General features: G+C 46.9%; 26 protein-coding genes. 10 read left to right on the plus strand and 16 right to left on the minus strand.

Features of this window, described 5'->3' with window-relative positions:
• Positions 1-19: 19 nt before the first annotated feature.
• Positions 20-208 carry a hypothetical protein gene (locus tag ACZ5EJ_RS02650; protein WP_074455470.1) on the minus strand — a complete coding sequence of 63 codons (189 nt, stop codon included), beginning with the start codon at positions 206-208 and terminating at the stop codon, positions 20-22.
• Between ACZ5EJ_RS02650 and ACZ5EJ_RS02655 the strand changes: the two genes are divergently transcribed.
• The 4 genes from ACZ5EJ_RS02655 (at position 207) to ACZ5EJ_RS02670 (ending at position 2,904) form a co-directional block, all read left to right on the plus strand.
• The gene (locus tag ACZ5EJ_RS02655; RefSeq protein WP_074455471.1) at positions 207-611 is read left to right on the plus strand and encodes a group III truncated hemoglobin; all 405 of its coding nucleotides are present in this window, start codon (positions 207-209) and stop codon (positions 609-611) included. The two genes, ACZ5EJ_RS02650 and ACZ5EJ_RS02655, sit on opposite strands and share 2 nt — an antisense overlap.
• Entirely contained in the window at positions 604-1,827 is a 1,224-nt protein-coding gene (locus ACZ5EJ_RS02660) for an NnrS family protein (RefSeq protein WP_011633734.1), read from the plus strand. The genes ACZ5EJ_RS02655 and ACZ5EJ_RS02660 overlap by 8 nt, the downstream gene beginning before the upstream one ends.
• Before the next feature lie 40 nt (positions 1,828-1,867).
• On the plus strand, positions 1,868-2,308 hold the full coding sequence (locus ACZ5EJ_RS02665) for a CopD family copper resistance protein (protein WP_074455472.1): 441 nt from the start codon (positions 1,868-1,870) through the stop codon (positions 2,306-2,308).
• Between the two features lie 110 nt (positions 2,309-2,418).
• On the plus strand, positions 2,419-2,904 hold the full coding sequence (locus ACZ5EJ_RS02670) for a YajQ family cyclic di-GMP-binding protein (RefSeq protein ID WP_011633736.1): 486 nt from the start codon (positions 2,419-2,421) through the stop codon (positions 2,902-2,904).
• 108 nt (positions 2,905-3,012) lie between these two features.
• Here the strand turns inward: ACZ5EJ_RS02670 and ACZ5EJ_RS02675 are convergent, their stop codons facing one another.
• The 7 genes from ACZ5EJ_RS02675 to ACZ5EJ_RS02705 all read right to left on the minus strand — a co-directional run bounded on the left by ACZ5EJ_RS02675 (position 3,013) and on the right by ACZ5EJ_RS02705 (position 11,197).
• On the minus strand, positions 3,013-4,458 hold the full coding sequence (locus ACZ5EJ_RS02675) for a porin (RefSeq protein WP_074455473.1): 1,446 nt from the start codon (positions 4,456-4,458) through the stop codon (positions 3,013-3,015).
• 334 nt (positions 4,459-4,792) lie between these two features.
• Positions 4,793-5,596, minus strand: a complete 804-nt coding sequence (locus tag ACZ5EJ_RS02680; protein ID WP_074455474.1) for a PEP-CTERM/exosortase system-associated acyltransferase — start codon at positions 5,594-5,596, stop codon at positions 4,793-4,795.
• Positions 5,597-6,106: 510 nt separating this feature from the next.
• Positions 6,107-6,988 (minus strand): class I SAM-dependent methyltransferase, encoded by an 882-nt coding sequence (locus ACZ5EJ_RS02685; protein ID WP_074455475.1) that lies wholly within the window; start codon positions 6,986-6,988, stop codon positions 6,107-6,109.
• Positions 6,989-7,216: 228 nt separating this feature from the next.
• Positions 7,217-8,038, minus strand: coding sequence for a flocculation-associated PEP-CTERM protein PepA (pepA, locus tag ACZ5EJ_RS02690; RefSeq protein WP_074455476.1), 822 nt, complete (start codon positions 8,036-8,038; stop codon positions 7,217-7,219).
• Positions 8,039-8,279: 241 nt separating this feature from the next.
• On the minus strand, positions 8,280-9,350 hold the full coding sequence (locus ACZ5EJ_RS02695) for a hypothetical protein (RefSeq protein ID WP_074455477.1): 1,071 nt from the start codon (positions 9,348-9,350) through the stop codon (positions 8,280-8,282).
• Positions 9,343-10,206: a ThiF family adenylyltransferase gene (locus tag ACZ5EJ_RS02700; protein WP_074455478.1), complete on the minus strand. Its 864-nt coding sequence runs from the start codon at positions 10,204-10,206 to the stop codon at positions 9,343-9,345. The genes ACZ5EJ_RS02695 and ACZ5EJ_RS02700 overlap by 8 nt, the downstream gene beginning before the upstream one ends.
• 127 nt (positions 10,207-10,333) lie before the next feature.
• On the minus strand, positions 10,334-11,197 hold the full coding sequence (locus tag ACZ5EJ_RS02705; RefSeq protein WP_074455479.1) for an N-acyl amino acid synthase FeeM domain-containing protein: 864 nt from the start codon (positions 11,195-11,197) through the stop codon (positions 10,334-10,336).
• Between the two features lie 574 nt (positions 11,198-11,771).
• On the opposite strand from ACZ5EJ_RS02705, the gene ACZ5EJ_RS02710 reads away from it, so the two are divergent.
• The 4 genes from ACZ5EJ_RS02710 (at position 11,772) to ACZ5EJ_RS02725 (ending at position 15,590) form a co-directional block, all read left to right on the plus strand.
• On the plus strand, positions 11,772-11,915 hold the full coding sequence (locus ACZ5EJ_RS02710; RefSeq protein WP_011633752.1) for a hypothetical protein: 144 nt from the start codon (positions 11,772-11,774) through the stop codon (positions 11,913-11,915).
• Positions 11,916-11,944: 29 nt separating this feature from the next.
• A complete protein-coding gene (locus ACZ5EJ_RS02715) occupies positions 11,945-12,112 on the plus strand; it encodes a hypothetical protein (RefSeq protein ID WP_160803456.1) in 168 nt (55 codons plus the stop codon).
• A 492-nt stretch (positions 12,113-12,604) separates the two neighbouring features.
• Positions 12,605-14,167 (plus strand): TerC family protein, encoded by a 1,563-nt coding sequence (locus ACZ5EJ_RS02720; protein WP_074455481.1) that lies wholly within the window; start codon positions 12,605-12,607, stop codon positions 14,165-14,167.
• Positions 14,168-14,684: 517 nt separating this feature from the next.
• Entirely contained in the window at positions 14,685-15,590 is a 906-nt protein-coding gene (locus tag ACZ5EJ_RS02725) for a transglycosylase SLT domain-containing protein (protein ID WP_074455482.1), read from the plus strand.
• A 175-nt stretch (positions 15,591-15,765) separates the two neighbouring features.
• Here ACZ5EJ_RS02725 and nth read toward each other — a convergent pair whose 3' ends face one another.
• From nth to aat, 5 genes are read right to left on the minus strand one after another with little or no spacing between them, the layout of a single operon-like run.
• Positions 15,766-16,425 carry an endonuclease III gene (gene nth / locus ACZ5EJ_RS02730; RefSeq protein WP_074455483.1) on the minus strand — a complete coding sequence of 220 codons (660 nt, stop codon included), beginning with the start codon at positions 16,423-16,425 and terminating at the stop codon, positions 15,766-15,768.
• A complete protein-coding gene (locus ACZ5EJ_RS02735) occupies positions 16,422-17,078 on the minus strand; it encodes an RnfABCDGE type electron transport complex subunit B (RefSeq protein ID WP_074455484.1) in 657 nt (218 codons plus the stop codon). The genes nth and ACZ5EJ_RS02735 overlap by 4 nt, the downstream gene beginning before the upstream one ends.
• Positions 17,068-18,096, minus strand: coding sequence for a quinone-dependent dihydroorotate dehydrogenase (locus tag ACZ5EJ_RS02740; protein WP_074455485.1), 1,029 nt, complete (start codon positions 18,094-18,096; stop codon positions 17,068-17,070). Before ACZ5EJ_RS02740 ends, ACZ5EJ_RS02735 begins: the two co-directional genes overlap by 11 nt.
• Entirely contained in the window at positions 18,097-18,810 is a 714-nt protein-coding gene (locus ACZ5EJ_RS02745; RefSeq protein ID WP_074455486.1) for an arginyltransferase, read from the minus strand.
• 24 nt (positions 18,811-18,834) lie between these two features.
• Positions 18,835-19,533 carry a leucyl/phenylalanyl-tRNA--protein transferase gene (gene aat, locus ACZ5EJ_RS02750; RefSeq protein ID WP_074455487.1) on the minus strand — a complete coding sequence of 233 codons (699 nt, stop codon included), beginning with the start codon at positions 19,531-19,533 and terminating at the stop codon, positions 18,835-18,837.
• A 401-nt stretch (positions 19,534-19,934) separates the two neighbouring features.
• On the opposite strand from aat, the gene ACZ5EJ_RS02755 reads away from it, so the two are divergent.
• The gene (locus tag ACZ5EJ_RS02755) at positions 19,935-20,816 is read left to right on the plus strand and encodes a porin family protein (protein ID WP_011633763.1); all 882 of its coding nucleotides are present in this window, start codon (positions 19,935-19,937) and stop codon (positions 20,814-20,816) included.
• Positions 20,817-20,998: 182 nt separating this feature from the next.
• Here the strand turns inward: ACZ5EJ_RS02755 and mpl are convergent, their stop codons facing one another.
• Positions 20,999-22,381: a UDP-N-acetylmuramate:L-alanyl-gamma-D-glutamyl-meso-diaminopimelate ligase gene (gene mpl / locus ACZ5EJ_RS02760; protein ID WP_074455488.1), complete on the minus strand. Its 1,383-nt coding sequence runs from the start codon at positions 22,379-22,381 to the stop codon at positions 20,999-21,001.
• A gap of 124 nt (positions 22,382-22,505) precedes the next feature.
• Here mpl and ACZ5EJ_RS02765 point away from each other — a divergent pair, with 124 nt between their 5' ends.
• Positions 22,506-23,678 carry an NAD(P)/FAD-dependent oxidoreductase gene (locus ACZ5EJ_RS02765; RefSeq protein WP_011633765.1) on the plus strand — a complete coding sequence of 391 codons (1,173 nt, stop codon included), beginning with the start codon at positions 22,506-22,508 and terminating at the stop codon, positions 23,676-23,678.
• 23 nt (positions 23,679-23,701) lie between these two features.
• Here ACZ5EJ_RS02765 and ACZ5EJ_RS02770 read toward each other — a convergent pair whose 3' ends face one another.
• Both ACZ5EJ_RS02770 and ACZ5EJ_RS02775 read right to left on the minus strand, forming a co-directional pair.
• Positions 23,702-24,640: a Nudix family hydrolase gene (locus ACZ5EJ_RS02770; protein WP_074455489.1), complete on the minus strand. Its 939-nt coding sequence runs from the start codon at positions 24,638-24,640 to the stop codon at positions 23,702-23,704.
• Between the two features lie 12 nt (positions 24,641-24,652).
• Positions 24,653-25,525 (minus strand): ATP-binding protein, encoded by an 873-nt coding sequence (locus ACZ5EJ_RS02775; RefSeq protein ID WP_074455490.1) that lies wholly within the window; start codon positions 25,523-25,525, stop codon positions 24,653-24,655.
• Position 25,526: the final 1 nt, after the last annotated feature.

Genomic DNA, 25,526 nt, shown 5'->3' on the forward strand with positions numbered 1-25,526 from the left:
AGAATCGTATCATGACAAGTCAGCAGGCAATACTTGAGAAATCTCTGAAAAACCACTGTATTTCGTCATGATTGATGCGTTGCAACAGTGTCACGGGCCAAGGAAAACCTTGATGAGGATTACTGATGGTCTGGCTTGCTGAGGTACTCAAATATAAGATACACTCAAAATCAATCTTATAAATACTCTGCTCAGGAGAAGTATTCATGCCTGATCCTACGTTGTGTACTGAGGAAGATATCACACGCCTGATCCACGCTTTTTATACCCGGGTACGGGATGATGAAGCACTTGGTCCCATTTTCGACGCACATATTGATGACTGGAGCCTCCATCTGACCAGAATGGTGGATTTTTGGTCATCTATTTTGCGCGGTACTGATCGTTTTAGTGGTACGCCAATGCCCAAACATATAGCCCTGCCTGATCTGAATGCAGAGCTGTTTCAGCGCTGGCTCAAGCTGTTCCATAAAACCGCTGCTGAACAATCGAATCAGGCCATGGCTGAACAGATTTGTATGATGGCTGATCGCATCGCCCGCAGTCTGTGGATGGGTTATCAGATCAGTCATCATCCTGAGGTGATGCCTGTGGGGTTGTCTCATGGTTGAGTCATCACAAATCAGGAAGCAGCTGCCAGCGCCGCAATGGGCTGCTTTCCTCAGCCTGGGCTTTCGGCCACTGTATATTGCAGGCTGTTTCTGGGCAGCTATTTCGGTAGCACTATGGATATATGCACCCCAATGGCTGACGGGTGTGTTAGCTGGTATGCTCTGGCACGCACATGAAATGCTGTGGGGGTTCGTCGCCACTATTGCAGTAGGATTCCTGCTGACCGCTAGTGCTAATTGGACTGGCATCAATCCGTTGCACGGTCGTGCGCTAGGCGGGTTGACACTGTTGTGGATTGTGGCGCGAGCTGGTTTTTTGATGCCGGGATCGATAGCATTTGGTATCGCAACACTTTGTGAGCTGCTGTTTTTCGGCATAGCGGCACTGGCGTTGGGCCGAGTTATTTATCAAAAACGCAGCCAGCGTAATTACGGTATACCACTGCTTGTGCTGGGGCTAGGTGTGGCTGATGGCCTGTTTCTGTGGTTTATACAGGCAGGGGATTATGCTTTGTTGATGGAGAGTTTTCATGCCGGCCTGCTGTGCATGGCAGTGATCGCACTGTTGATTGCACGCCGGGTGATTCCATTTTTCGCTATGCGGGCAGTGCAGGGTTTGACGATCCCGATGCTTACCGGCAGTGGTCAATGGCAACTTGCAGCGAGCATTTTCGCCATTGTGTTCTTGCTGTTAGGGTGGACCTCGGCAGCGGCAATCGCGCTGGCAGCCGCCGGGACTCTTGCTCTGTGGCAACTGCTTGCCTGGAAGCCGTGGGCCGTTCGACAGGTGCCATTATTGTGGATTCTTTATACTGGATACGCCGGGCTGGGTATTGGTTTGCTGGTTGCAGCCGCTTATTCTGCAGGCTGGATCTCCCGTGCTGCCTGGCCAGTGCATGTAATCGGCGTGGCAGGCTTTGCGATACTGATTATCGGCATGGTTACCCGTACTGCATTGGGTCACCTGGGGCGGCCATTACGTACTGATCGCAGCATGGTCATTTTGTATATGTTAATTATCACGGCTGCTGTACTGCGACTGGCGGCGCTGTTGCCAACTGCTTACGTGCCAGGCCTGTTGCATGGTTCGTCTGCGATCTGGATATCGGCCTTTGTACTTTACCTCTGGCGTTTTCTTCCAATGTTGATCCGGCCGCGTGCAGATCAATCGCCTCCGGTGATCAAGCCGGGAAATATTCCGGCACAGCCTCACTGATCGTTGAACGTATGAATATTCAACCAAGAGGATTCATGCAATGAGTTATGGCTTGTTGATAACGCTGCATTTGCTGGCTGCGATCGCTTTTGCGGGAACAGTATTTTTTGAAGTCGTCATGATCGAAGGTATACGCAAGCACCTGCCGCACGAAATCATGCGTGAGGTTGAACGCGCTATTGGTAACCGTGCTGTCAGGATCATGCCCTGGGTACTTCTGGTACTGTATTCCGCCGGAATAGGGATGGCCTGGCAACATCAGGCGACCCTGGCACAGCCTCTGGCCAGCAGTTTTGGACTGTTATTGAGTATCAAGATCATCTTGGCAATCAGCGTTTTCGGTCATTTCGTGACAGCCATGATATGGCGGAAGCGCGGTCTGCTGAACAGGCGGCGTTCACAGCGCTTACACCTGAGCATCTTCTGCCACGTACTGACAATTGTCATCCTGGCGAAAGCCATGTTTTATCTACACTGGTAACCAGGGCACTGCCTGCTTTATCAAGAGTTCCAGAGTGTTACTGAAGCTGGATGCAAGGCTTATAATATGGTATTCAGTTCTTCAATCCTTCAGTCTGACCAGGAGAAGTTATGCCTTCATTTGATATCGTTTCTGAAGTTGATAAACAAGAAATTCGTAACGCGGTTGATCAGCTTAACAAGGAAGTTTCTGCCCGTTTTGATTTCAAGGGCTCGGATGCACGTGCCGAGCAGACCGACTATGAGCTTTATCTTTTTGCGGATGATGAATTCAAACTCGGTCAAGTGATGGATATTCTGATAGCCAAATTTACCAAGCGAGAGATTGATGTGCGCTGTCTGGATAAGGGGCAGGTTGAGAAAATAAGCGGTAACAAGGTAAAGCAAAAAATTACGGTTAAAACCGGAGTGGAAAGCGATCTGGCCAGAAAAATTGTCAAGCTGATCAAGGATAGCAAACTTAAAGTCCAGGCGAGCATTCAAGGTGAGGTTGTACGGGTAACTGGTGCAAAACGTGATGTTTTACAGGAAGTAATTCAGCTAGTGAAAGGCGGTATTACAGAATTGCCATTACAATTCCGCAATTTTCGGGATTGAACGTTCGGTTCGGTGACAGGTATCAATTATTCCTTCTTAAGATTACTACAATAAACGGGGCAAGAGTGCATGTTGCTGCAACTCCCGCTTTGGCCATCTATTTAGAAATTAGAAATAGTTCCACTGTACCTGGAATCTCACGACATCAGACTTGAATTGCTTGTCATGTTTTAGATCAGTGCGGTTCATCATATGATAGACCGTTGTAAGTTCAACTGCCGGTGAAATCTGCCATTCTACCCCGAATTCCCAGTCTCTTACACGATCCTGAGGGGTATTATCCTGGAGTCTCAGTGCACCGTTATAGCGTTGCCATTTGACGAATGGAAGTAAGGTTCCCCAACGAAATCCATCGTATTTATACATTGCCTGAACATAGCCGCCGTTGAGGGAATGGTTGGCAATCGTTTTCTTATCGTCACTTAGGCTGGGACCATTTCCCCAGTTCCATTCAGCTTGTAAGCCAAAGGGCTGCGGATAAAGTATAGCGTGCACCCCGACACGTTCATCTCTGATACCTTTTTCAGGTACACCCGTAATCTTGGTTTTATCATATTTCGGAACATAGCGACCGTGGTAAGCGGATGCGCCTACTTCAATAAGTTGGCCGTTTCCAAACTGGAACGGATAGGTGAGACGGCCTACGATGTGCACTCCGTTATTCAGGTCAACATTGTTGGGCCCCTGGCCACCAAAAGTACCAAAGGAAAACATACCGTAGTCACCCGTGCCTTTCAGTTTCTTCGCTGCTTTGAACCGCTCTTGTACATGAGTGGGCGTCCACATAAAGAATGCACCGATGTCTCGCTCATTACAACAGTCCATTGCATCGGTGCGGTCAAGTGCGAGACGCTCTGAGCTGGATTGTAGGCTTTCGAAGCCGAGCGGAATTTTTGATTGTCCGACCCTAACCCGATATTCCTTGCCTTTATCGAAGAATAGGTCACCATAAGCATCCCTTAAGATGGCGCTACTGGCAAGATCTGCCTGTAAGTAAAAATAGAGATAATCGGTAATATCCCCGGAAAGAGCCAGGCGCGCTCTTTTGATCAAGAAGGATGATTTATCCGGTCCGGCAGATTTGTCCTGCCAGTAGGATGCGCCATCATTGTCTCCCCACAGACTTTTTCCGTAGCGGAATTGTGTATAACCCTTGATGCTGATTCTTTCGTACCATTTTTTTTCTTCCTTGGGTTTTTCTGCAGAGGGTACAGGGGTTCTCGATGCATGTTTAATTTGTTCGTTTGTTTGTTTAGACTGCGTTTCTACACGCTGTTCGCTATCTTGTGCGGATCTGGTTTCAGCATGTCTGGTGGGTGATTCATCCGGTCTGGACTTTTCTTCGGCTGGGGATTTGGATACTGTTTCTTCCACCTGCTGGAATACGCCCAGCTTGATCCTGTTTTCACCCGGCTCTGCATAAAGCTGTTTGGTGACGGTATCCATGTAGAGGATAAGTTTTTCTGCACAGACCGGAAGCGGAACAGACAAGGTGGGTAATACAAGAAATATGAGCAATGCAAATGACCTGATACTTGTAATTTTCGCCATCATTTGTTTGATTTTTATCCTCTTATTAAAGTATAGAAATATACGTCGATCACCATGACTGAGAATAGTAATTAAAATTATTCTTGTAGACTGTTTCAAGAATCGTGAGGATGTATTGATACAGTCGTCGGAATTATCCTGATAGCGAGTGACAGGCTAGTGACAGCCTGGTGACTATTTTGTTACAGAAATTACGGGAAAATATCTGAATCCGGACAGGATTCCTGCAGCCGGGCGGGAGATCGCCTGGTGCAGGAAGATTAATGCTGAAGGATGAGTGGTAGAGGGGATTGCAAATAAAGAGAATGGAATAGAGCTACGTTATAGCTTTTTCGTATCAGGTTGATGTGTGATTCGGAGTATGGATATTGATATGAACAGAGTTTTCTGGCTGCTGGTTTATTTTTCCCATTCCAACTCGAATATCCTGTGCAATAGTTTGGTAAAGTGGGTAGATAGCTGGACGTATGTTTTGAAGAGTTTTATCAATACTAAACATTGATGGGAAGCGCAAACCGTTGTGTTCGGTCGGCGCCCCAATAAATTGGATTTCAAAACCCAGTTTATTAAAATGATTGGCTAGACGTTCTTCTGTAAGAATGAAAAGTAACTTAACGCCGTATAAGCGTGCTAATTCAACTGCACCATAATAAAGCCCCAGTGGAATATAGGGAAAGCGTGACGTCTGATTAGAATCAAAATCGTTTTCAGTGAGGCAGACGGGATTGCTGGCTTCACCTTTTCTACGGCGAAATGAAGAAATAACTGCAAGGCGGGAAACTTCAGCAATTTGTTTTCTGGGCAATTTTACTGGATTAATAATGGAGCGATTCAGGGTATTTGCGCAGGCTTTCTCAAACGGTAAAAGCCAATCAGAGCTATCAGTTGGTGGAATAATGATACGGACACACCCGATAAATTTTTCCTGTCGAGTATTACGGATCAGTAAATGTAATGCATGAGTATCATATTCATCTGATTCCAGCTGATCTTGGCGTAATGCCTCATATTTCAGCTCTTCGCAATAAACTGAATGACGAATGTAATAAGCTTCGTGCTTTAATACCTCAGTGAAAGCGGGAACAATTTCAAAATATTGCTTGAAGGCGGTTCCCAAGTTGGTAGTTTTTTGGGTGAACATAATGTGCCTCTTGTATGTAATTGCTTGAAAAGTGCTGTACAAATAAATCCAGATCTAATTACTAAAATCCGGAATCATGGCAATTAACGGCTTTATTTTAGAAATATTGAATTTTCAGCACAATGAGCCTACAAGATCTCTTCTGAGCAGCGTACAAGTAGTGATTTAATGAATAAATATTGGATCAGTCCCGGGCTGAGGACTCACGTTTGGTAGCATTGCTGTATTGAAATATGGCTTGAGCGATTGCTGGCTGAGGATCAGCATCGATTAAAAAATGTGAAGATACTTCGTAAGGATTCGAGAGGTTAATGTAATGTTGGTGTGCAAAAATCGTATTATAGAAATACTTGGATTTGTGCGTTTTTATTCGAGTGGATTTGGTGAGTGTGTCAACTGGGCGCAGCAACCAGATTCGTATCTGGATATATACACGTTTGAACGGGAGAGTATCAGCTTTTTTCAGTGTACACTGTTAGGTTGTGGATCAGGGTTGGCCTGTTTCCCAGCTTATCGAGAAGAAAATGGATCGTTCTTTAATCCGCTTAATTTAAAGAGAAATCTAATGTCATGTAGATCATTGTGATACCGTTTGGGCAGATTTTCTGAGAGTTTTCGGATTTTTTCCAAAGTTGTTTGTGGCAAAGTTTTGTCTTCAGTTTTTATGATCGTTAGAATGGGGATCAAAGCAGTAGAAAGAATTTGTACCTTTTTTTCAGGAAATATTTCTGCAGCAAGCTGTTTGAATTCCTCGGAAGAAAAAGCGGCACGCAGTGATCGTTCATAATCCAGTGTAAAAATAGCGGGTTGGTACTTTTTATTCAGATAAGCAAAATAAAGGACTGAATAGAGTGATTTGAGTCGTGATAAATCCATCAGGAATAAAGCTCCTTCTGTTCTCAATACCCGCCTGATTTGTCTAAAACAATTTTTTAGTAAACGTTCGCTGGGCAGGTGATGTAATGCCAGTGTGCTGATAACAGCATCGACCGAGTTGTCAGGAATTGTATTGAGTGTCGAAATATCATCTCTGACAAAAGAGATATTGTTCACTCCCAGCTGATCACAATAGGCCTTGGCATTTTTTAACATATTTTCTGACATATCTACGCCAATAAATTCAATCTGTGGATTAATTTGGGCAATTTGTGCCAGTTGTGTTGCGGGGCCACAGCCAAGATCGAGTACCTTATTACAGTCCTGTATAATTTGAGAAATACGGGTGGTATTGAACAGGTAAGTGGCAGACATAATACCGTCAATACGCCCGGCTTCTGCAAAAGCCGCTACCTGGTTTTTATCCTGCATGACCAAATCTGGTTCAGGCTCGCGATTAAATTCATGTTTTCCAAGTATTTCTCGCAGTAACGTTGGAATAACCGAAATTCTCATGTTTCTTGCTCCTGTATCAGATTTTGACTAGCAGTTTACTAGGATTGGAATACAGGTAAAAGACAAATACTGGGAGAAATATACGTTTTAGTAACACGTAGCTTGGGTTATATGATCCAGCAGAAAATTATATTAGGGAGAAAGGAGGTGTTGAATGTAAAACTAAAAAGCCCCGCACCGGCTAGCCGTATGTGGGGCTTTGTTAGTTGATTAGTAGACTAGTATTGATTAGGCTTTTTTACGAAGACGTGAAGTGCCAAAGCCGAGTAAGCCGATTCCAAGCAAAGCAAGCGTTGCCGGTTCTGGTACTACGCTCCCTTGAAAATCAAATGTACCTACACCACTTTTAACAGCCACGATACATTCACCTGTTAAGCAACCTGTTGCTGTGTCATAGTTAAAAGCTACTGCATCACCTGTATTGTTAAATGCATTGAACATCAAGTCATAAAAAGGATTGGGCTGAGAAAAAAAGGATTGCCCTGCGGGAGATGTCAAAAAATCAGTGTAGGAATTTAAAGCTACCCCTCCTTGAATAATAGCTGACTCGCCTGTTATTAGTGAACCTGTCGCAAGTATGAAATCATCAGCTATCGTACCACCAACAGATGCTGGGTTTGTTAAAGTTGCCTGTGTAAACGCAGTATCTAAATTTGGATCGGCGTACATGGTGAATGTAAGGGTATCTAAGGTATACGTACTTCCGGTAGTACCGAAACTACCGGAACTCAAACTGGTTGTTAAATCAAATGTAAGATAAATCCCGTAATCTACAGTGATACGGGAAATACCTGCTCCCACGGTAGAGCCTGCAAGTGCAAAATTCGAAAAATCAATATAGCCAGATTCAGCAGCAGTGTTAGTAGAAGCATTTAGAATAATTTGTCCTGATGCCGTTCCTGCAAGCGAGTCGGCCTGAAAATCATTATGTGCAGAATTTCCTGTAATATAGCTTGGGCTCACTGTAAATACTTGGTATGCCAATGCCTGGCTGGAAATTCCTAAAATACCTAAACCGCCAAGAATAGCCGGGATTAATTTTTTGTTCATAAGTCACCTTTAAGTTTTAATACATAGATCAAGAGGCAAATATCGCGCATTTTTGTTCAAACGCTTACTTTTATATAAGCATAAGATATGCCAATTTTTTGATTCATGCTTAACGATATGTTTATAAACATAAATTTTCTTAAAAATAAATAGAGATTTGGTTCTTTTTTGTTATTCAGAAAAAATGTAAAAAAAATCGACAAAGGCTAGCCAAAAGTAGTGGATATTGAGTCGAGGGGTGTTAGCTGTGTTCAACTAGTGACGTAATCTCTGGTCGGCTGGTAATTATTGGTAAATGACTGGCATTTCCCATTCTAAAGAGAATAACTGGTATGTTTTCAGGAAATATTGTTTTCCAGCCGGCCAAAAGTTTTTGTTGCAGGGTTGCTGGAATACCTTCGTTTATTGCTTGTGGCAGTGCATAGATTGCAGAAGCAGGCATGGGTTGCAGCACACGCCCTTGTTTGGTCAGGGTAAGCCACAGTCTTTGAAATGAGCGCCCGGCTTGTAGTATCGATTGAGTGTCGATTTTTTTTACACTTAATGCACCTAAATGGGGAGCAAGCCGACAGGGTAAATAGCTGGAGCGAAAACCCAATACGTGGTGCATTCCGAAAGAGTTGGCCAGTTGTGCGATTGGCCAATGGCGCAACAGGCTGAAGAAGCCTCGCGATAATGGTTCAATACCTAATGCACCGGGTGGTAACCCTTCGGTGCAGGTAGTGTGCCAGCCAATATCAAAGCGAATGGCGGAGAACAGCTCTTCATGCAAAAGCGGGTTGCGAAAACGTTCGGTTTCAGCAATGCGCATCAGGTAAGCAGTTTGTTTGCGTAGTGCAGGAGTATCCAGCCAGTGTAATTTGCAATCTGAATATTTTTGTATTGTCTGATGTAATACCTCTCGTTCGATATCAGTCATACCAGGGCCGAGAAAGTGTAATCTGCGGTTGGTGTGACGCAGGGGAATCATTTCTCGAAGGGAGTCTTCTTCAGTCTGATCTGCATGTAGGGTGATTTGCAGGATCAAGTGAGGGTTGCTTGGTTCGGGAAATGACATCGCTTCAGCATGGAAATTGAAATGACTGGCGGCGAGTACAATATTTTCTGTTATAGCTCCCAAAGATAATAATGCCAATACCCATTTATATCCTCCTTCGGACGGAAATTCAGTTCTGGTGTGATAAATATGGATACTGTTTCCGGTTATCTTGAAGCGAGCTTGGTGCTGGTTATCTGCTGAAGGCGCCAGAATGGCGCTTTGCAGGATGTAATCAAGTTGTTGTTGGGTTACTTTGTTTGTCTTGCTATGCATGTTTAAGTTTGCGATGAGCCAGGGAAATGGCTAATCGACTCAGTGGATTCCTATTTCCCCAGGGACGCCATGTGAATGCTAGTTTGTTTAGATAGGCATCAAAGTGATATCCCTTGGGTGCTACTCTGATTGGCCCGCGACCAAGCAGAATTTTTAGAGCCTCGGTTGCGGCTGCTCCTGCACAAAGCTGGCAGGCCATGATGGTGGACGGTCCTTTGCGGTTAACCAGATCAATTGTAGTCGGATCAACTAGATAGCTCATTTGCAGGCGTGCGGGTGCGAGCCCTATAAAAAAACGTAACCCCTTTTCTTCTTCTAAGCTATTTTTTAAGCCAAAATAATCCTCAAAGGTCATGCCTCTTGGCATGAAGTTGAGTACTGCTGTGCCCATGCCCAAAGGAGCAGCGGTTACTGCGGGGATATTTTTGGCGGCACAGGATGCAAATATATGTTGGCGAGCGTTGAAGGCAAAAAAATCCAGGCCATCAATGTAAATATCAACATCAGCCAGAAATGCCTCGGAATTGCCTTCATTTATACCATCGGGAAATCTGGAAATTTCCAGGTCGGGATTAATTTTAAGAGCTTCCCTGATCATGACATCAAGTTTGCTCAATCCTATGGTTTCAATGTTGGCACCAATTTGTCTGTTGAAGTTGGCCAGATCAAAAGTGTCAAATTCGGCCAAATGGAATTTACCTATTCCCAACCGACAGAGTGTCAATAGATGAAGTCCGCCAACCCCCCCCAGCCCGGCGATAGCGACTCTTTTTTGTTGTAATCGATTTTGTTCTTCTCTTGTCAGCCAACCGATGTTGCGGGAAAAGGCCTCGTTATAAATAAATGGCTGCTGCATATTGATAAGTTTAAATCTATTTACCTAAAGTCGAATGTTTCTGCATGATTTTAATTTGTTTTCTATGATTTAAATATTAGTCGTTATTTGATTTCTTGAAAAATCTAAAACATCTGGAAAAATGTTACTAATGTGAGATTAGCTGAAGGGGTTGAACTGTCTGTAGATTACTTGTTGATTTTTGATTTATCCAAGGAAAGGGGATGCAATGCGGGTACAAGGAACGACTGGTTGTATTTGTATCGCATGTTCCGGCCTGTGAATTGATCTGGTTTTTTATGAATTTGTGTTCTAAGTGCAACAGGACTGCGGGTGCGTTGACGCGCGGACAGATTTTTTCTTCTCCAATTAGTTGAAATCCAAACATGCGGCGCTGGGGGGTGGCATGGCGTGGATTAACTTCGCAAAAAAAGTCTGTTACCTGATAAAGATTGCGTGCATAAATATAAGCAAACTGGAAGAGCACGGCGATCATTTCCTTTGAACCATGCTGAGGATCCAGTACCAGCTTCGATAGCTCACAAACTCTCCTCCCTTTCTCTCGGAAGTAGTCTATTTCAGACTGGTAGAGTTCATCAGCAAGTAGACCTTCTTCTGAATCAATTTTTAGTGTAAGTGTTCCGGCTACAATATCGCCGATTGTTGCTAAAAATGTAAATTCATTGGGCTTGTGTGAAAAAACAGATGCACTTTCTGTATTGTAGCCGCGCAAGGCATACATCTGTTTGATCAGTGTAGTGGCTTTAATGCGTTGTTTGAGAGAGCTGACCAGGTGAATGCTGTAACCGTTGTGTTGCAGGAGGCAATCCGGTTCAGTGTGATCGGGGTAGTTACTCGGGCTGGCTGGTATTCGGTATTGTTGAGGGGGGAGGGGCTGTGTTCTGCTGTAGTTGAATGAAGGTGAGTCGGGGTGATGAATATTAAATGCGAGATTTGCTAGCTGGATATTCTTTGCCGTAACTGCCGGCGTGGATTGGTTCGCGATCTGCATAGAACATACTCCTCATAAGTCATTTCCTGAATTAAACAAATGTAATTCAAAGAATGGTTGTTTGATAAACTGGAGCAGATAAATCATTTACTACCTGCAATATGCTTTCAATAAAAGCATAATCCATGCCATTTGTAATAATGGTTGTTAATCAGATAGTTATAAATTTTTCTGTTTTTTGATGAAGAGAATTGTCGCTGTAATCTGTTATGAAGATTGTGAGCAGTCATAATCAATTGTTTTTATTGAATATTATTTGTCTCTTTAGAGAGACGGTTGGGCTGGGGTGATGGTTGTTGCAAGGCGGCTGCGCCAGAGTATTCGAAGCAGGAGCAACAAAACTCGTTCTCGTGAATGCTGTGGGCATGAAGCAATTCGGCAGTGGGGGTGCGAAGGCCTGGATTGCCGTGATCTCGTAGGCTATGCGAATTATGTGGAGCTTACCTTCCTTAATAAAAAGAACGGAAGGAGCAAGTTGCTGGTTCTGCTATATTTATTTTTCTTGAATTTGATTGTATATAGACATACATAGATGGAACAGTTTTGAGTTTGCATAAGGATAAATTTGGCTGAAATGATCAGAATTTTGTTGTTCCTCATTAGCTTGCAGGCAGTATCCGCTTTTGCGGTGGAGATTACGCCGCGTATTACTGATCGTGAAATCGTTGAATCATTGGCGGAGCTTAGGGCAGGGCAAAAAGCGCTGGAAGAAAAATAGATTTACGTTTTATAGCGATGCGGGAGAAAATGGATCAGCGTTTTGAAGCCATAGACCGGCGGCTGGATTTTATCCAGCAGCTGATGCTGGTGAGAATTGCCGACATATTTGGTCTGATTGGTTTCATTGTATGGGATCGCTATGCAACACTGCGTCCTATGGACACACGCCTTAAGCAGCTTGAACGGGAGCTGTAAAATGACCTTTGGCTGCAGTCTGACGCGCATGCTTCATACCTTGCGCGAACTGGCGAAGGAAGATAAAAAGATTGAGGTAATTTTGCGCAGTTTCTCGCTGTTATAGGCGGTTCCTAGGATGCCTCAGTTGATGATTGGCCGCCTTGACACCGTGAACCTGGCGTATGCTTTTACGATCGCTCTTGTACCTTTGCATTGAGTATGAGGGTGATTAAAGAGTATAAAAATTTTCGACACACTTGTTTGTCAGGTCAAGCCCTCGTTGTTTCTCCGCAAGAGGGTGAGCATTGATAGAATGGATAAAGTTGTCTTTGTTCCCTCTCTCGGCACATGACAGAGCGTGATTTCTGTTTTCAGTATTTGATTAGCTGAAAAAAACTTGTGCTATATTGGTTGCTTGCTTCTGTCCGCTGTACAACTTCTTTTTACCCGGATCCGGGTATTTCAAATTCTTGATTACAGTTTCTCAATTTATTTCGGATATCAGTAAAAGTGTTTTTTGAATGGGTAGTCGATCCTGCTGCGTGGGCAGGTTTGGCAACACTGATTTTTTTGGAAATTGTGCTGGGGATTGATAATCTCGTTTTCATTGCAATCCTGGCGGATAAACTGCCGCCGGATCAGCGTGAGAAGGCACGTATTGTTGGCTTATCTCTGGCGCTTGTCATGCGCCTCATCCTGCTTGCATCCATTTCCTGGGTCATTACGCTGACTACGCCGTTATTGACAGTTTTTGATATTGGGCTGTCCTGGCGAAATATCATCCTTCTGTTCGGTGGCATATTCCTGCTTTTCAAGGGGACGATGGAGTTGCATGAGCGGCTGGAAGGACATTCCGGGCAGAAAGAAGGCAAGATTGTGCACGCTGTATTCTGGCAGGTCATCGTTCAGATTATTGTGCTGGATGCGGTTTTTTCGCTGGACAGCATGATTACAGCGGTGGGGATGGTGGAGCATCTTGCGGTGATGATGATTGCCGTCATCATTGCGGTGGCTGTCATGATGGCATCTTCCGGACCGTTGATGGCATTCGTCTCGAAACATCCCACTGTTGTGATTTTATGCCTGGGTTTTTTGATGATGATCGGCTTTTCGCTTGTAATTGAAGGCTTTGATTACCATGTTCCCAAAGGGTATCTCTATGCGGCAATCAGTTTCTCGATTCTGATTGAGGTGTTTAACCAGATTGCCAAGCATAACAAGGAAAAGTTCGTCACTACTGGAGACTTGCGAGAGCGTACCGCAGCAGCCGTATTACGACTGCTTGGCGGGAGAGGTGGCGAAGTTGGGTTGGGTGAGACTGCAGAAGTGATCGCGCAGCAGGTTGCCAAAAATGATCTGTTCGCCCGGGAGGAAAAGGAGATGATTGAAGGCGTGTTGACGCTGGCTGAGCGCCCTGCCATGTCAATTATGACGCCACGCACTGATATTGATTGGCTGGATTTGGAAGATAGCACTGAAATGATCAGATTGAAAATCATCGACAGTGGCCATTCGCGTTTTCTATTGTCACGCAGTAGTGTGGATGAGTTTGTTGGCGCTGCATTCGCCAAGGATCTGCTGCGCGATATGCTGGAAGAAGGAAAGATCAACCTGGAAAAGTCGTTACGCCATCCGATTGTGGTGCATGAGCGTGTGCCCGTGATCAAACTGATGGAGCAGCTCCGCAATCAATCATTACAGCTAGCAGTGATTGTTGAAGAATATGGATCAGTCGAGGGAATTGTGACGCCGGCAGATATTCTGGAAGCAATCGCTGGTGAATTTCTGGACGCAGATGAAGAAAAAATGGTGGCGGAACAACAGGCGGATGGTTCGTGGCTGATGGATGGATGGATCAGTATCCGCAAGGTATCCAATTTATTGGAATACGATCTGGTTGATGAGGCTGAACGCTATTCCACGCTCGGGGGGTATCTGCTCTGGCAGTTAGGCTATATTCCAAGTGAGGGGGAGCAGATTACGGTTGATGGTCTGATTTTCGAAATTGTTTCAGTTAACCGACATAATATCGGTAAAGTGCGTGTGCGCCGCGTGCAGCCTGAAAATGAGTAAGGGGATTCAATGAGGATATCTGGAGGATTGTTTTTGTCGCTGGCGAAGTGAAAGGAGTGGAGGCCAAAATTGATTTTTCCATTGAACACATACCTGTCGAAATTTTTTACACTGTCTGCAAGGCTGTTTTCCTGTCGCTATTTTGTCAGAAGATGACTTGAAAATTTTCATTTGCTGGCAAATGGTTATCCCCAGGTTCAGGATGTTCTCCATTTTTGGCATGATTGTTGCTTGATACTTAAGAATAAAACAAAACCTTAAGGAACTTCTGGACGAATCCGACATGGTCACGCACGTGGTTTTGTGGGATGGGCCGCAAGGCGCGCATAGATCATTCCCTTCGCAACGAGCGGAACAAGCAGGCTACCCGAAAAACCGTGTGCTCATCGCGTTGTGCACCTTGGCTTCGTAGAATGGGTTCGCGGTATACACCTTACGATCATCGCAGTTTTACCAGCAGCGCGGCTCATGGAGGATTCGTGCAGAGGCTCCTTAACTATCCAAGCAGAAGAGAAATATGCACATCTTCCAAAAATGGCGGTGGGTTGTGTTGAGTTTTTTAGCTCTGCATGCTGCTGTCACTTACAGCAGTGAACCTGTTCCCCGGAGAATACCCGGTAATGTTGCAAATAATGCCGAAATATTGATATTGCAGGCTCGTCAGTATGAACATGGCGAGGGTGTGCAACAAGATAGAGAAAAAGCGGTGGAATTGTATTGTCAGGCAGCCAGACTGGGTTCGGCGGAGGGGCAATATGCACTGGGATGGATGTATGCCAATGGGCGTGGTGTTGAGCGTAATGATAGCATTGCTGCCAGTCTGTTTGAAATGGCCGCCGCCCGGGGGCATGCCTATGCACAGAAAATGCTGCGGTTCATGCCTGTGCCAGCCAATCCAAAGGCACAGTTACCGGATTGCTTGAACAAAAATATTTATGCTCGCGCCAAGGCAATGCCAAACAAATATTACGTTAACCAGTCCGTGTCTGCACTTGTGGAGAAACTGGCACCGCAATACGAGATAGATCCTGATCTTGTACTGGCGGTTATTTCAGTTGAATCCGGTTTTAATGTGCAGGCAGTTTCAGCCAGGAATGCTCAGGGATTGATGCAACTGATCCCGGAAACAGCGGAGAGGTTTCAGGTCAAGGATGCTTTTGATGCAGAAGACAATATCAAGGGCGGCATGGCTTATCTGAGATGGCTGCTCGCTTTCTTCAAGGGAGATGTGGCGCTGGTTGCCGCGGCATACAATGCCGGGGAAGGGGCGGTCGAGAAATATCGCGGCATTCCGCCTTATTCAGAAACTGTAAAATACGTCAACAAAATCTTGTCGCGCTACAACAAAACCACCCATCCATTCCAACCTGGTGTGGTCAGCAGAACTTCTTTCATCTTCACCTCGGCTGGAGCTGGGCAATGAAACGTCGGCCATCTCGCAAAATAAATTTTCATCACTTGTAAACATCTGTAAAAGCAATTGGCTTTGTGAACACCGCAGGCGTGAAGCAATCCAACAAGTTCTGTCGAAAAATTTTACACCGTACATGAGCCATATTCGCAGAGTACGTTGGCGCGCTCTCGTTATTGAGGGCGATTTATAAATTGGGTGAGGGTGTGGCTTTTTCCAGGTTTTTCTCTTTGAATTCGCATAAATCTATAATCAGGCATTGCTGACATAAAGGTTTCCTGGCTTTGCAGATATAGCGTCCGTGCAGAATTAACCAGTGGTGGGCATCTTGCCGAAATTCTTCCGGGACAACCTTGAGCAGTTTGCGTTCTACTTCCACAACATTTTTACCTGGAGCAATCCCGGTGCGGTTGGCTACGCGGAAGATGTGGGTATCGACTGCAATGGTGGGTTCGCCAAAGGCGGTATTCAGAATCACATTGGCGGTTTTTCGGCCAACTCCCGGCAGTTTCTCCAGTTCCGTGCGGGTGCGTGGGACTTCACTGTGATGTTGCTCGATCAGTAACTGGCAGGTGGCGAGGATATTTTTGGTTTTGGTACGGTACAGACCGATGTGTTGAATGAATGGACTGAGGCCGATTTCTCCCAGTCGCAGTATCTTCTCTGGTGTATCGGCCATCGGGAACAGTTTGCGTGTAGCCAGGTTGACGCTTTTATCAGTGGCTTGTGCCGAGAGGATGACAGCTACCAGTAACTGAAACGGTGTGCTGTATTCAAGTTCTGTGGTCGGATGGGGGTTGGCCTGCCTGAATCTGGTGAATATCTCTCGGCGTTTGGTGGCGTTCATTCTTTAGCCGGAATGTTGGAACGTGCAAGTGCTGCGCGCGCACGTTCCATTGCTGCCTGGATGGCTGCTTTCTTCATATCGGTTGCTTGTTGTGTAACGAAGCTGGTATCTGCTCCGGGTTTGTTCTGTTTCGGTTTCCGGGATTCCTGTTGGTTGCGTGCCAATCTGAGTTGCCTGAGATGATACCTCTTACGCGCGCTGTCAGCCATTTGTTGCTGGATTTCAGGTGTGGCGGGCTTAGGCACAGGCACCATACTGATGCAGTCCACCGGGCAGGGTGCGATACAACGTTCACAGCCGGTGCATAACTCGGTCAGGACGGTATGCATGCATTTGGCCGCGCCGATGATGGCGTCTACCGGACAAGCGCGCAAACAGAAGGTACAGCCGATACACTGTGCTTCATCAATGACGGCGACTGCTGGTGGTTTGGGGTGGCCATAAGCCGTATTGAGTGGCTTGGGAGCAATGTTAAGGATGGCGGCAATAGCTGCAGTGCCGGCGTCGCCACCAGGCGGACATTGATCAATATCTGCGCGCCCCTCAGCAATCGCTACAGCATAAGGACGGCAACCATCAAATTTGCACTGGCCGCATTGGGTTTGCGGCAGCACGGCATCAATCTGCTCAATCAATTTACTTTTATCCAGCATGGGTTGAACGAGAGCAAAGTAGTGAGGTGATTTCTGGAATCAGAGCCGGACCACGGTAAATTAATCCGGAATAAACCTGCACCAGGCTGGCGCCGGCTTCTATTTTGGCTTGTGCATCCAGGGGTGACATGATGCCACCCGCCCCGATGATGGGAATGGCCTGCTGGAGATGCATGGCAAGCTGGTGGATGACGGCAGTACTGCGCTCCGTTAATGGCGTGCCGCTTAATCCGCCTTGTTCATCACCATGCGGAAAGTGCTCAAGGCCGTCACGTGCGATGGTGGTATTGGTTGCAATTACGGCATCCATACGGTGTTTCAGTAGCAGCGAGGCGATTGCTTCGATTTGAGCAGATTCCAGATCAGGTGCGATTTTGATGGCCAGCGGGGTGTAGTGGCCATGTTGATCGCTGAGTCGGGTTTGTTCCGTCTTGAGTGCGCCCAACAGTTGTTCCAGTTCGGTTTCATTTTGCAGCTGCCTGAGTTGTTTCGTATTAGGTGAGGAGATGTTGACGGTGATATAACTGGCATACGGGTACGCCTTGCGTAAACAGATCAGATAGTCATCTATCGCGTTTTGCAGGGGCGTATCAGCATTTTTACCGATATTGATGCCTAATATGCCTTGATAATCCGCCTGCCGGACATTTTCTATCAGTTTATCTATGCCAACGTTGTTAAATCCCATCCGGTTGATGATTGCTTCAGTCTGCGGGATGCGAAACAGCCGTGGGCGGGGATTGCCAGGTTGCGGGCGCGGGGTAACAGTTCCTACTTCAACAGAGCCAAATCCCAGCCGGGCCAGTGCGCTGATGTACGCGCCGTTTTTGTCGAGACCGGCAGCCAGCCCGACCGGGTTAGGAAAATCCAGCCCCATAGCGCGAACCGGTGTGCAGTAGATAGTGCGATTAGGTAACAGCCCGGTTTTCTGCAGTAATCCGAGCGTATCCAGGGTAAGGGTGTGGGCAGTTTCGGCATCAAGCAGAAACAGCAGCGGACGTAGTAGAGTGTATGTCATTCAGATGGTTGTGCAGGTTTCCTGACATTGCCATTGGTTGTCAATTAACAGTTGTAGTGGTTGGAAATTGGCTTTATAGCGCATTTTTCGGTTATTTTCGATCCAGTAACCCAGATAAAGGTAAGGTAGCTGGCCATGATGGCATTGTGCGATTTGCCACAGGATATTAAAGGTGCCATAGCTCGTTCCGGTGACATCCGGATCAAAAAAGGTATACACCGAAGAAAGCCCGTCCGGTAGCTGGTCAATGATGCTAACCATGCGCAGTTGTTGATTCTCGTGGAATGTTACCAGAAAGGAGTCGACCATACTTTGCAGGAGAAAATTGCAATACTGTTCATGCCCATTTTGATTATCAAGATCCATGCCTCCGCCGGGGTGACGTAATTTCTGGTAGCGCTGGTAGAGATCAAAGTGTGCAGGATCAAAATGAAGGGGATGCCGGGTGGCTTGTAAATGCTGATGTCGTTTCCATATTCTGCGCTGGATACGGTTAGGGTGGAACAGTTCTGCCGGGATACGCGCCGGGATGCAAGCATGACATAGCTCGCAATCCGGGCGATAGATGAAATTGCCGCTGCGACGATATCCCTGTCGGATCAGTTGTGTGTAGGTATCAGCATCCGATGCATTGCCGGTCAATACGACCCGGGAGCGTGCGAGCCGCCCTGGTAAGTAACTGCACGGATAGTTTTTGGTGAGCTGGAAATCCATGATTGCTATTTCGGTTGTTGCGGACTATTGCGGATAGGTGAAATTAAAATGCCATTTTCTATTTTGTTCAGGCTGGTCGGTCAGCTTACCCAGTAATTTAGAGAATTGGAGTCTTGGAATCTCTCGCGCACCCATTGACATCAAGTGAGCTGTTTTCATCTGGCAGTCGATCAGGCCATAGCCCTGACGCTCCAGTTGCCTGACCAGATAAACCAGTGCAATTTTGGAGGCATCGGGTACCCGGGAAAACATTGATTCGCCAAAGAATGCTTTGCCAATGGCTACACCGTATAGCCCGCCGACCAATTCTCCATCCACCCAGGTTTCGACCGAATGCGCTATCCCGCGCTGATGGAGTGCAGTATAGGCTGCAATCATTTCGGGATGTATCCAGGTGCCGGTTTGTTTTTCGCGCGGTGCTGCACAGGCTTGCATGACTTGCGTGAAGGCGCTGTCTGTCCGGATCTGATAATGATTTTTCTTCAACGTCTTGTGCAGTGAACGAGAAATTTTCAATTCTTGCGGAAACAGTACCATTCTTGGGTTCGGACTCCACCAGAGTATGACTTCCTCCTGATTGAACCAGGGAAAAATCCCTTGCCGATAGGCAGAAATCAGGCGTTCTGGCGACAGATCTCCGCCAGCGGCCAGTAAACCATTAGGTTCGATCAGTGCCTGTTCCAGTGGTGGAAAGGGGGTATCGGAAAAGAGCGTGCGAATCATGGCTGAAACAATATCTTCAGGTAAATAATAGCAAATGGTGTTTTCTTGATGCAGATTAAGAGCATCATGTCTGCAATTATCTAGTATCTATCATTAATTAGGGAACTTCGCACGAATCCTTCATGAGCCGCATTGCCGAAAACCGCATGGATACTGGTTTTACGGGTAACCTGCTATGTTGCGCTCGTTGCGAAGGAGGTGACCATTAGGCTGGTATGAATTATTTGGCCCGGATAGTTCTTATTCAATAATAATCAGAAGAGCAGTATTTCAGTTCAGTCCGGGCGTAAATAGCAAGAAAACAGCGCTGCCTTGATATAGATCAAAGTATTTCTCCCGATAGTTATTTAGCATTTGTCGTGCAACATTTGCATATACATAAAACAAGAAAGGAGAACAGGGTGAGTCATAATCCATTCGGAAAGCGTGCTGTATTAAATACTGTGATCGGTGTATTCGGTGCTTCAATGCTGCTGGGTGCGCCACAGACATTTGCCGAAGGTGCATCAACACAGGTTTTGGAAGAGCAGATCAGGTTGCTTGAACAGCAATTGCAATCTATCCGGGGCGAGCTGGATAAGGTTAAGTCCGATACCGTGATACATGAGCAAAAAGTTGATCAAAAATTGCGGGCAGTAGCTTCGGAAGAAAAAAGAGAACACAAGGAGCATGAAATTGAACATGCTGCCCATAAGCACATGCTGTTTTTCCGGGGTGGCTTTGCGCATAGTGACCATCTTCGCAATGGTGTTTCCATCCAGAGTGCTGTAGCTCCTATCGGGATGCAGGATCGAGCAGGCAAGGATGCCTGGTATGTGGGTGCCGGGTTTGATTTCAGTCTGACCAATGATGCTTGGGGAATTATGCCGGGGACCAGTGTATTCGCTGAGCTGATGTTTGAATATAAACAGTACAGCAACAAAGTGAAGGGAAACGTGTTAGCTAATAGCCCGACTCTACTTGCTCCTGATGCACCGTTGAATCCAAATAATGTAACAGTCAGCCAGTTTACGTTGACTGCTGCTCCAAAAATCAAGTTTATGGAAGGCAGTAAATTCAGGCCATGGATTATTCCGGCTGGTCTGGCAATTCATGTGATCAGCCCGCCTTCCGAATCCATCACCGTGCTGGAACCGGGCGTCATGTTCGGCGTAGGCGCTGATTACAACATCTGGAAATCGATGTATGTCGGTGCAGATGCCAGATACCATCTGGCTGGCAAGATTGACGGAGTGGATGTCAGCGGATTTACCGTGGGTGGTTATCTCGGAATCGGGTTTTAAGGCAGGGTAAGCGTTTTTTGATATAGAAATTAGTTAGAAATTGTTTCAATCGTAGTTTGTTTTCTCAGTAGTGACGAGTATTTCTCTCTTCTCGCTTCGAGCAAAATAGGAGCCCAAGCAACAGATTTTGTGACGAAGCCTTTATACCCCGCCTAAGTTTTGGCGGGGTTTTTTTATGAGTGTCAGGAGGACAGGTTAATCTGGTTGCGCAAGGCATCAAGCAGTTTATCGTACAGGCCATTAAAGCTGCCGTTACTCATGATCAAGATATGATCACCTGGTTGTGCCGCAGTAGTAATGGCGCTGATCATGGCAGACAGATCATGGTGAATGTCAGCTTTATTGCTGAGGGAAGTGAGGGCTGAAGCTACGTCCCAGCCCATCTGATGGGCATAGCAGAATACCTGATCGGCCTGATTCAGACTGGCAGCGAGGCTGTCCTGCCAGACACCAAGTTTCATGGTATTGGAGCGTGGCTCCAGCACAGCGAGGATGCGTGCCGAACCAATCTTGTCGCGCAGCCCTGCCAAGGTTGTTTGAATAGCGGTGGGGTGATGCGCAAAATCATCATAGATGTGAATATCATGAATAATCCCGCGCAGCTCCATGCGGCGTTTCACATTTTTAAAGTGGGATAAGGCTTCAATGCCAAGTGGTGCCGGTACGCCGGCGTGACGCGCTGCAGCCAGCGCTGCCAGTGCATTCATGCGGTTATGTTCTCCCAGTAACTCCCAGTGCAATATTCCCTGCGGTTTACCCTGGAAACGGATTGACTGGCTTTGATCGTGTTCCGTGGTGATTTGCCAGCCTTCATCCACCCCGAATTTTTCTACAGGCGTCCAGCATCCTTGATGCAACACGCGCTGCAGGGTTTCATCACAGCCGTTGACAATAATCAATCCATTGCGCGGAACGATGCGGACAAGGTGATGGAACTGACGCTCGATCGCGGCCAGATCCGGGAAAATATCCGCGTGATCAAATTCAAGGTTATTGAGTACCGCAGTTTTGGGCTGATAGTGCACAAATTTGGAGCGCTTGTCGAAGAAGGCGGTGTCGTATTCATCCGCTTCGATGACAAAGAAAGGAGAGAGAGTTTGTTCTCCGTCGATATGCCCCAGACGGGCAGACAGGCCAAAATTCTCCGGGACGCCGCCGATGAGGAAACCGGGGGCAAGTCCGGCGTATTCCAGAATCCAGGCAAGCATTGAACTGGTGGTGGTTTTGCCATGCGTGCCGGCAACGGCAAGCACCCAACGATTATGCAGCAGATGCTGTGCCAGCCATTGCGGGCCGGATGTGTAGGGTAGATGTGCATCGAGAATGGCCTCCATTAACGGGTTGCCGCGTGTGACGACGTTGCCAACTACGAATAAATCAGGCGCCAGCTTAATCTGATCGGTGCTGTAGCCTTCGATCAATTCGATATTTTGATTGCATAACTGTGTGCTCATTGGCGGGTAGACGTTGGCATCGCAGCCGGTGACGGTATGACCAGCAGCGCGTGCCAGTACCGCCAGTCCGCCCATGAAGGTACCGCAGATTCCAAGAATGTGAATATGCATAAATGTTCCGGCAGGGTAATTGTGAAGGAGGCAATCGGTTGAGCGGGTGATTATACGCGAGGCGTGACCGGGGGATGTATCCGTGCTACGCTGGTTTCCGTTAAATTTGGGAAGGGAGGCATGAATGGCGCTTCTGCCATTATATATACCAAAAAACAGACGATTACAGGTTGTGATTGCGGGCGGGGGGTACGCAGGGATTGCTGCGATGACTACGTTACGGCGCTACAACCCTGACGCAGAAATCACGCTGATTGATCCTGGAATCAATCATCTCAAAATCACCCATTTGCATGAAACTTTCCGCTATCCATTATCTGATTTGCTGGTTCCGTATACGGCTTTGGAGCAGCGCTTTGGTTGTCGCCATATTCGCAGTACATTGTCGCTGGATGAATCGATGTTGTGTCAGTGGCAGCAAGATCATTACTTGCAGGCAGGTGATATCCAGGTTCCATTTGATTATCTACTGGTAGCATCGGGTGCAAGGATGGCATGCCGGAGTGATATGGATAGTCACACTACAAAAAATGTATTTGGCCTGGAGGATTTTTTTACTGTTTCCGGCGCTGATCTGCTGAACAGCTTTCTGGAAACGAAAAATAGTGAAAGATCGTATATATCCGTAATTGGCGGGGGAGCAACCGGTATCCAATTTCTGTTTGAGCTGGCCGATTATCTGTATCGCCACCGGATTAATCACGGTCTACGGCTGGTGGATGATAAGGAGCGAGTATTACAACAGTTTCCAAAAGGATTTTCCTGGTATGTGGAAAAACGCATGCTGGAGCTGGATATCGAGTTTTATCCAGCGGCCCACTTTCTGGAGCAGCGTACGGATAAACTTCTGCTGGAAGATAAAACCAGCGGGCGACATTTTGTATTGCCTTCCATTCTTTCGCTGGCATTCACCGGCAACAGACCGGGTAATCTGATCAAAACCAACTTGTTCGGCCAGGTGATGGCAGCTGGCAAGCCACTGGAACATATATTTGCAGCGGGCGATTGTTCGGTTTATCAATCAGTGGGATCGAATACGATGACTGCTCAGTCAGCAGTGCGTAAAGGGAAACTGGCTGCCCGTAATATGTTGCGCCACTCCGGTATGCTCAAGGTGCTTGAGCCGTATCTGCATCGTGATCTCGGTTACGTGGTCAGCCTGGGGCCGAATGATGCAGTAGGTTGGCTGGCGGTCGAAAACAATGTAGTGACAGGTATTCCTGCACAGGTTATCAAGGAAATTGTCGAAGTTCAGTACGATTTGCTGTTGAGCGGGGTGGATACTTATCTGGTGTAGTTTGTTAACACCGACAGAAGAAATCAGATACCGCGCATCATGGCAATGCCGTGCGCGCCATGTTCCTGGGCAATTGCCAGATCGGTCGGCTGTAATCCTCCTAACGCATAAACCGGCAGCGGGTAATCCCGGAGGAGGACAGAAAACTTATCCCATCCCAGTGAGGGAGCTCCCGGATGGCTGAGCGTGGGGTATACGGGACTCAGCGTGACAAAATCAACGCCCAGCTGCTCAGCGCGCTTGAGTTCTTCTGCGTTGTGGCAGGAAGCACCGCACCAGTTAACAGTTGGCCGGGCAGTCAGTGATAGCAATTGAGTTGAAGTCAGATGAATGCCATCAGCCTGCACTGTTTGCGCCAGTGCGATATTCCCGTTGAGCAGTACTGTCACCTGATGATTATTCCGGGCAAGTTGCAATACAGTCTGAACATAGCATTCCAGTTGATCGGGCGGCATAGCTTTTTCACGGATTTGCAGAAGTTTTATGCCACTCTGAAAAGCTTGTCGGATGGATAACAATGATGCTTCCACACCCATTTCAGCTGCACAGGTAATGGCATAGATCGAGGGTAACATCAGGCTGCGCAGAATGGGGATATTGGCCGGAAGCAAAGGAGAAACAGTGACATTGTCGGCGGTTTGCCAGGCGAGCTGCTGCTGTTCACGAGGAGCGGGTTCACCCTGCCAACTGGTTACCCGATAAAATCTGAGTTGTACCATGGCATGCGGGTAACTGAATAGCCGTGTCAGCCATGGCGTGGCTTGGTCGGGGGTAATACCCAGTTCTTCATTCAGTTCGCGTGCCAGTGCCTGAACAGGAGATTCTCCTGTTTCTATTTTCCCCCCGGGAAACTCCCAGTAGCCAGAATAAGGCTTGCCAGTTGGCCGGCAAGTGAGCAGGAAACTGCTATCTGGACGAATAAGAATGGCAACGACGACTTCAACCAACGGTAAGTCGGGCATATTATTTTTGCCCTATTCTGCCTTTGCCAATTTTTGCTGACCTGCCCAATCACGGGCGAATTGGCGAGCAACCCGTCCATTGCGAGAACCTCGTGCCAGCGCCCAGCGAAGCGCTTCCTGCCGGGCCGGGCCGGATAATCTGCTGATACCATGTTGTGAGAGCCAGTGCTGAACAATTTCCAGATATTGCTCCTGATCGAATGGATAAAAAGACAGCCACAGACCAAAGCGTTCTGATAGTGAAATCTTTTCCTCGGTGGCTTCTCCCGGATGGATTTCGCCCTCCACATGCCGGGTTGCCAGATTTTCATGCATGAATTCCGGAATCAGATGGCGGCGATTAGAGGTGGCGTAAACCAGTACATTGTCGGATGCGGTGGAAATGGAGCCATCGAGAATGACTTTCAGTGCTTTGTAACCCGGCTCATCCGCTTCGAATGACAAATCGTCACAATACAGAATGAAGCGCTCCGGACGCTGATCGATGAATTCAACAATGTCGGATAGATCGGTGAGCCCTTGTTTATCTACTTCAATCATACGTAAGCCTCGATCTGCATAGTGGTTCAATAATGCTTTTATCAATGAAGATTTGCCGGTGCCGCGTGCGCCAGTCAGTAATACATTATTAGCTGGGAATCCGGAGACAAACTGCTGGGTATTGCGATCAAGTGCCTGCTTCTGCTCTTCGATATTCAGCAGTTCATTCAGCGTAATCGTATGCGGGTGGCTTATCGCCTGCAAAAAACCGGTATTGCCATGTTTACGCCAGCGAAAGGCGATGTGTGCATCAAGATCAGCGTGCTGTATCCGGGTAGGGAGGATGTCCTCAATGCGCGTTAACAGTTGGTCTAAGCGTTGGAAAAACAGTTCGGAATCATTCATA

Source organism: Nitrosomonas sp. TNE100 (assembly GCF_055387135.1).

Excerpts from the sequence above, each read along its gene's own strand:
- ACZ5EJ_RS02655 (WP_074455471.1), top strand. The coding sequence starts at position 207 with ATGCCTGATCCTACGTTGTGTACTGAGGAAGATATCACACGCCTGATC.
- ACZ5EJ_RS02650 (WP_074455470.1), bottom strand. The coding sequence starts at position 208 with ATGAATACTTCTCCTGAGCAGAGTATTTATAAGATTGATTTTGAGTGT.
- ACZ5EJ_RS02660 (WP_011633734.1), top strand. The coding sequence starts at position 604 with ATGGTTGAGTCATCACAAATCAGGAAGCAGCTGCCAGCGCCGCAATGG.
- ACZ5EJ_RS02665 (WP_074455472.1), top strand. The coding sequence starts at position 1,868 with ATGAGTTATGGCTTGTTGATAACGCTGCATTTGCTGGCTGCGATCGCT.
- ACZ5EJ_RS02670 (WP_011633736.1), top strand. The coding sequence starts at position 2,419 with ATGCCTTCATTTGATATCGTTTCTGAAGTTGATAAACAAGAAATTCGT.
- ACZ5EJ_RS02675 (WP_074455473.1), bottom strand. The coding sequence starts at position 4,458 with ATGATGGCGAAAATTACAAGTATCAGGTCATTTGCATTGCTCATATTT.
- ACZ5EJ_RS02680 (WP_074455474.1), bottom strand. The coding sequence starts at position 5,596 with ATGTTCACCCAAAAAACTACCAACTTGGGAACCGCCTTCAAGCAATAT.
- ACZ5EJ_RS02685 (WP_074455475.1), bottom strand. The coding sequence starts at position 6,988 with ATGAGAATTTCGGTTATTCCAACGTTACTGCGAGAAATACTTGGAAAA.
- pepA (WP_074455476.1), bottom strand. The coding sequence starts at position 8,038 with ATGAACAAAAAATTAATCCCGGCTATTCTTGGCGGTTTAGGTATTTTA.
- ACZ5EJ_RS02695 (WP_074455477.1), bottom strand. The coding sequence starts at position 9,350 with ATGCATAGCAAGACAAACAAAGTAACCCAACAACAACTTGATTACATC.
- ACZ5EJ_RS02700 (WP_074455478.1), bottom strand. The coding sequence starts at position 10,206 with ATGCAGCAGCCATTTATTTATAACGAGGCCTTTTCCCGCAACATCGGT.
- ACZ5EJ_RS02705 (WP_074455479.1), bottom strand. The coding sequence starts at position 11,197 with ATGCAGATCGCGAACCAATCCACGCCGGCAGTTACGGCAAAGAATATC.
- ACZ5EJ_RS02710 (WP_011633752.1), top strand. The coding sequence starts at position 11,772 with ATGATCAGAATTTTGTTGTTCCTCATTAGCTTGCAGGCAGTATCCGCT.
- ACZ5EJ_RS02715 (WP_160803456.1), top strand. The coding sequence starts at position 11,945 with ATGGATCAGCGTTTTGAAGCCATAGACCGGCGGCTGGATTTTATCCAG.
- ACZ5EJ_RS02725 (WP_074455482.1), top strand. The coding sequence starts at position 14,685 with ATGCACATCTTCCAAAAATGGCGGTGGGTTGTGTTGAGTTTTTTAGCT.
- nth (WP_074455483.1), bottom strand. The coding sequence starts at position 16,425 with ATGAACGCCACCAAACGCCGAGAGATATTCACCAGATTCAGGCAGGCC.
- ACZ5EJ_RS02735 (WP_074455484.1), bottom strand. The coding sequence starts at position 17,078 with ATGCTGGATAAAAGTAAATTGATTGAGCAGATTGATGCCGTGCTGCCG.
- ACZ5EJ_RS02740 (WP_074455485.1), bottom strand. The coding sequence starts at position 18,096 with ATGACATACACTCTACTACGTCCGCTGCTGTTTCTGCTTGATGCCGAA.
- ACZ5EJ_RS02745 (WP_074455486.1), bottom strand. The coding sequence starts at position 18,810 with ATGGATTTCCAGCTCACCAAAAACTATCCGTGCAGTTACTTACCAGGG.
- aat (WP_074455487.1), bottom strand. The coding sequence starts at position 19,533 with ATGATTCGCACGCTCTTTTCCGATACCCCCTTTCCACCACTGGAACAG.
- mpl (WP_074455488.1), bottom strand. The coding sequence starts at position 22,381 with ATGCATATTCACATTCTTGGAATCTGCGGTACCTTCATGGGCGGACTG.
- ACZ5EJ_RS02765 (WP_011633765.1), top strand. The coding sequence starts at position 22,506 with ATGGCGCTTCTGCCATTATATATACCAAAAAACAGACGATTACAGGTT.
- ACZ5EJ_RS02770 (WP_074455489.1), bottom strand. The coding sequence starts at position 24,640 with ATGCCCGACTTACCGTTGGTTGAAGTCGTCGTTGCCATTCTTATTCGT.
- ACZ5EJ_RS02775 (WP_074455490.1), bottom strand. The coding sequence starts at position 25,525 with ATGAATGATTCCGAACTGTTTTTCCAACGCTTAGACCAACTGTTAACG.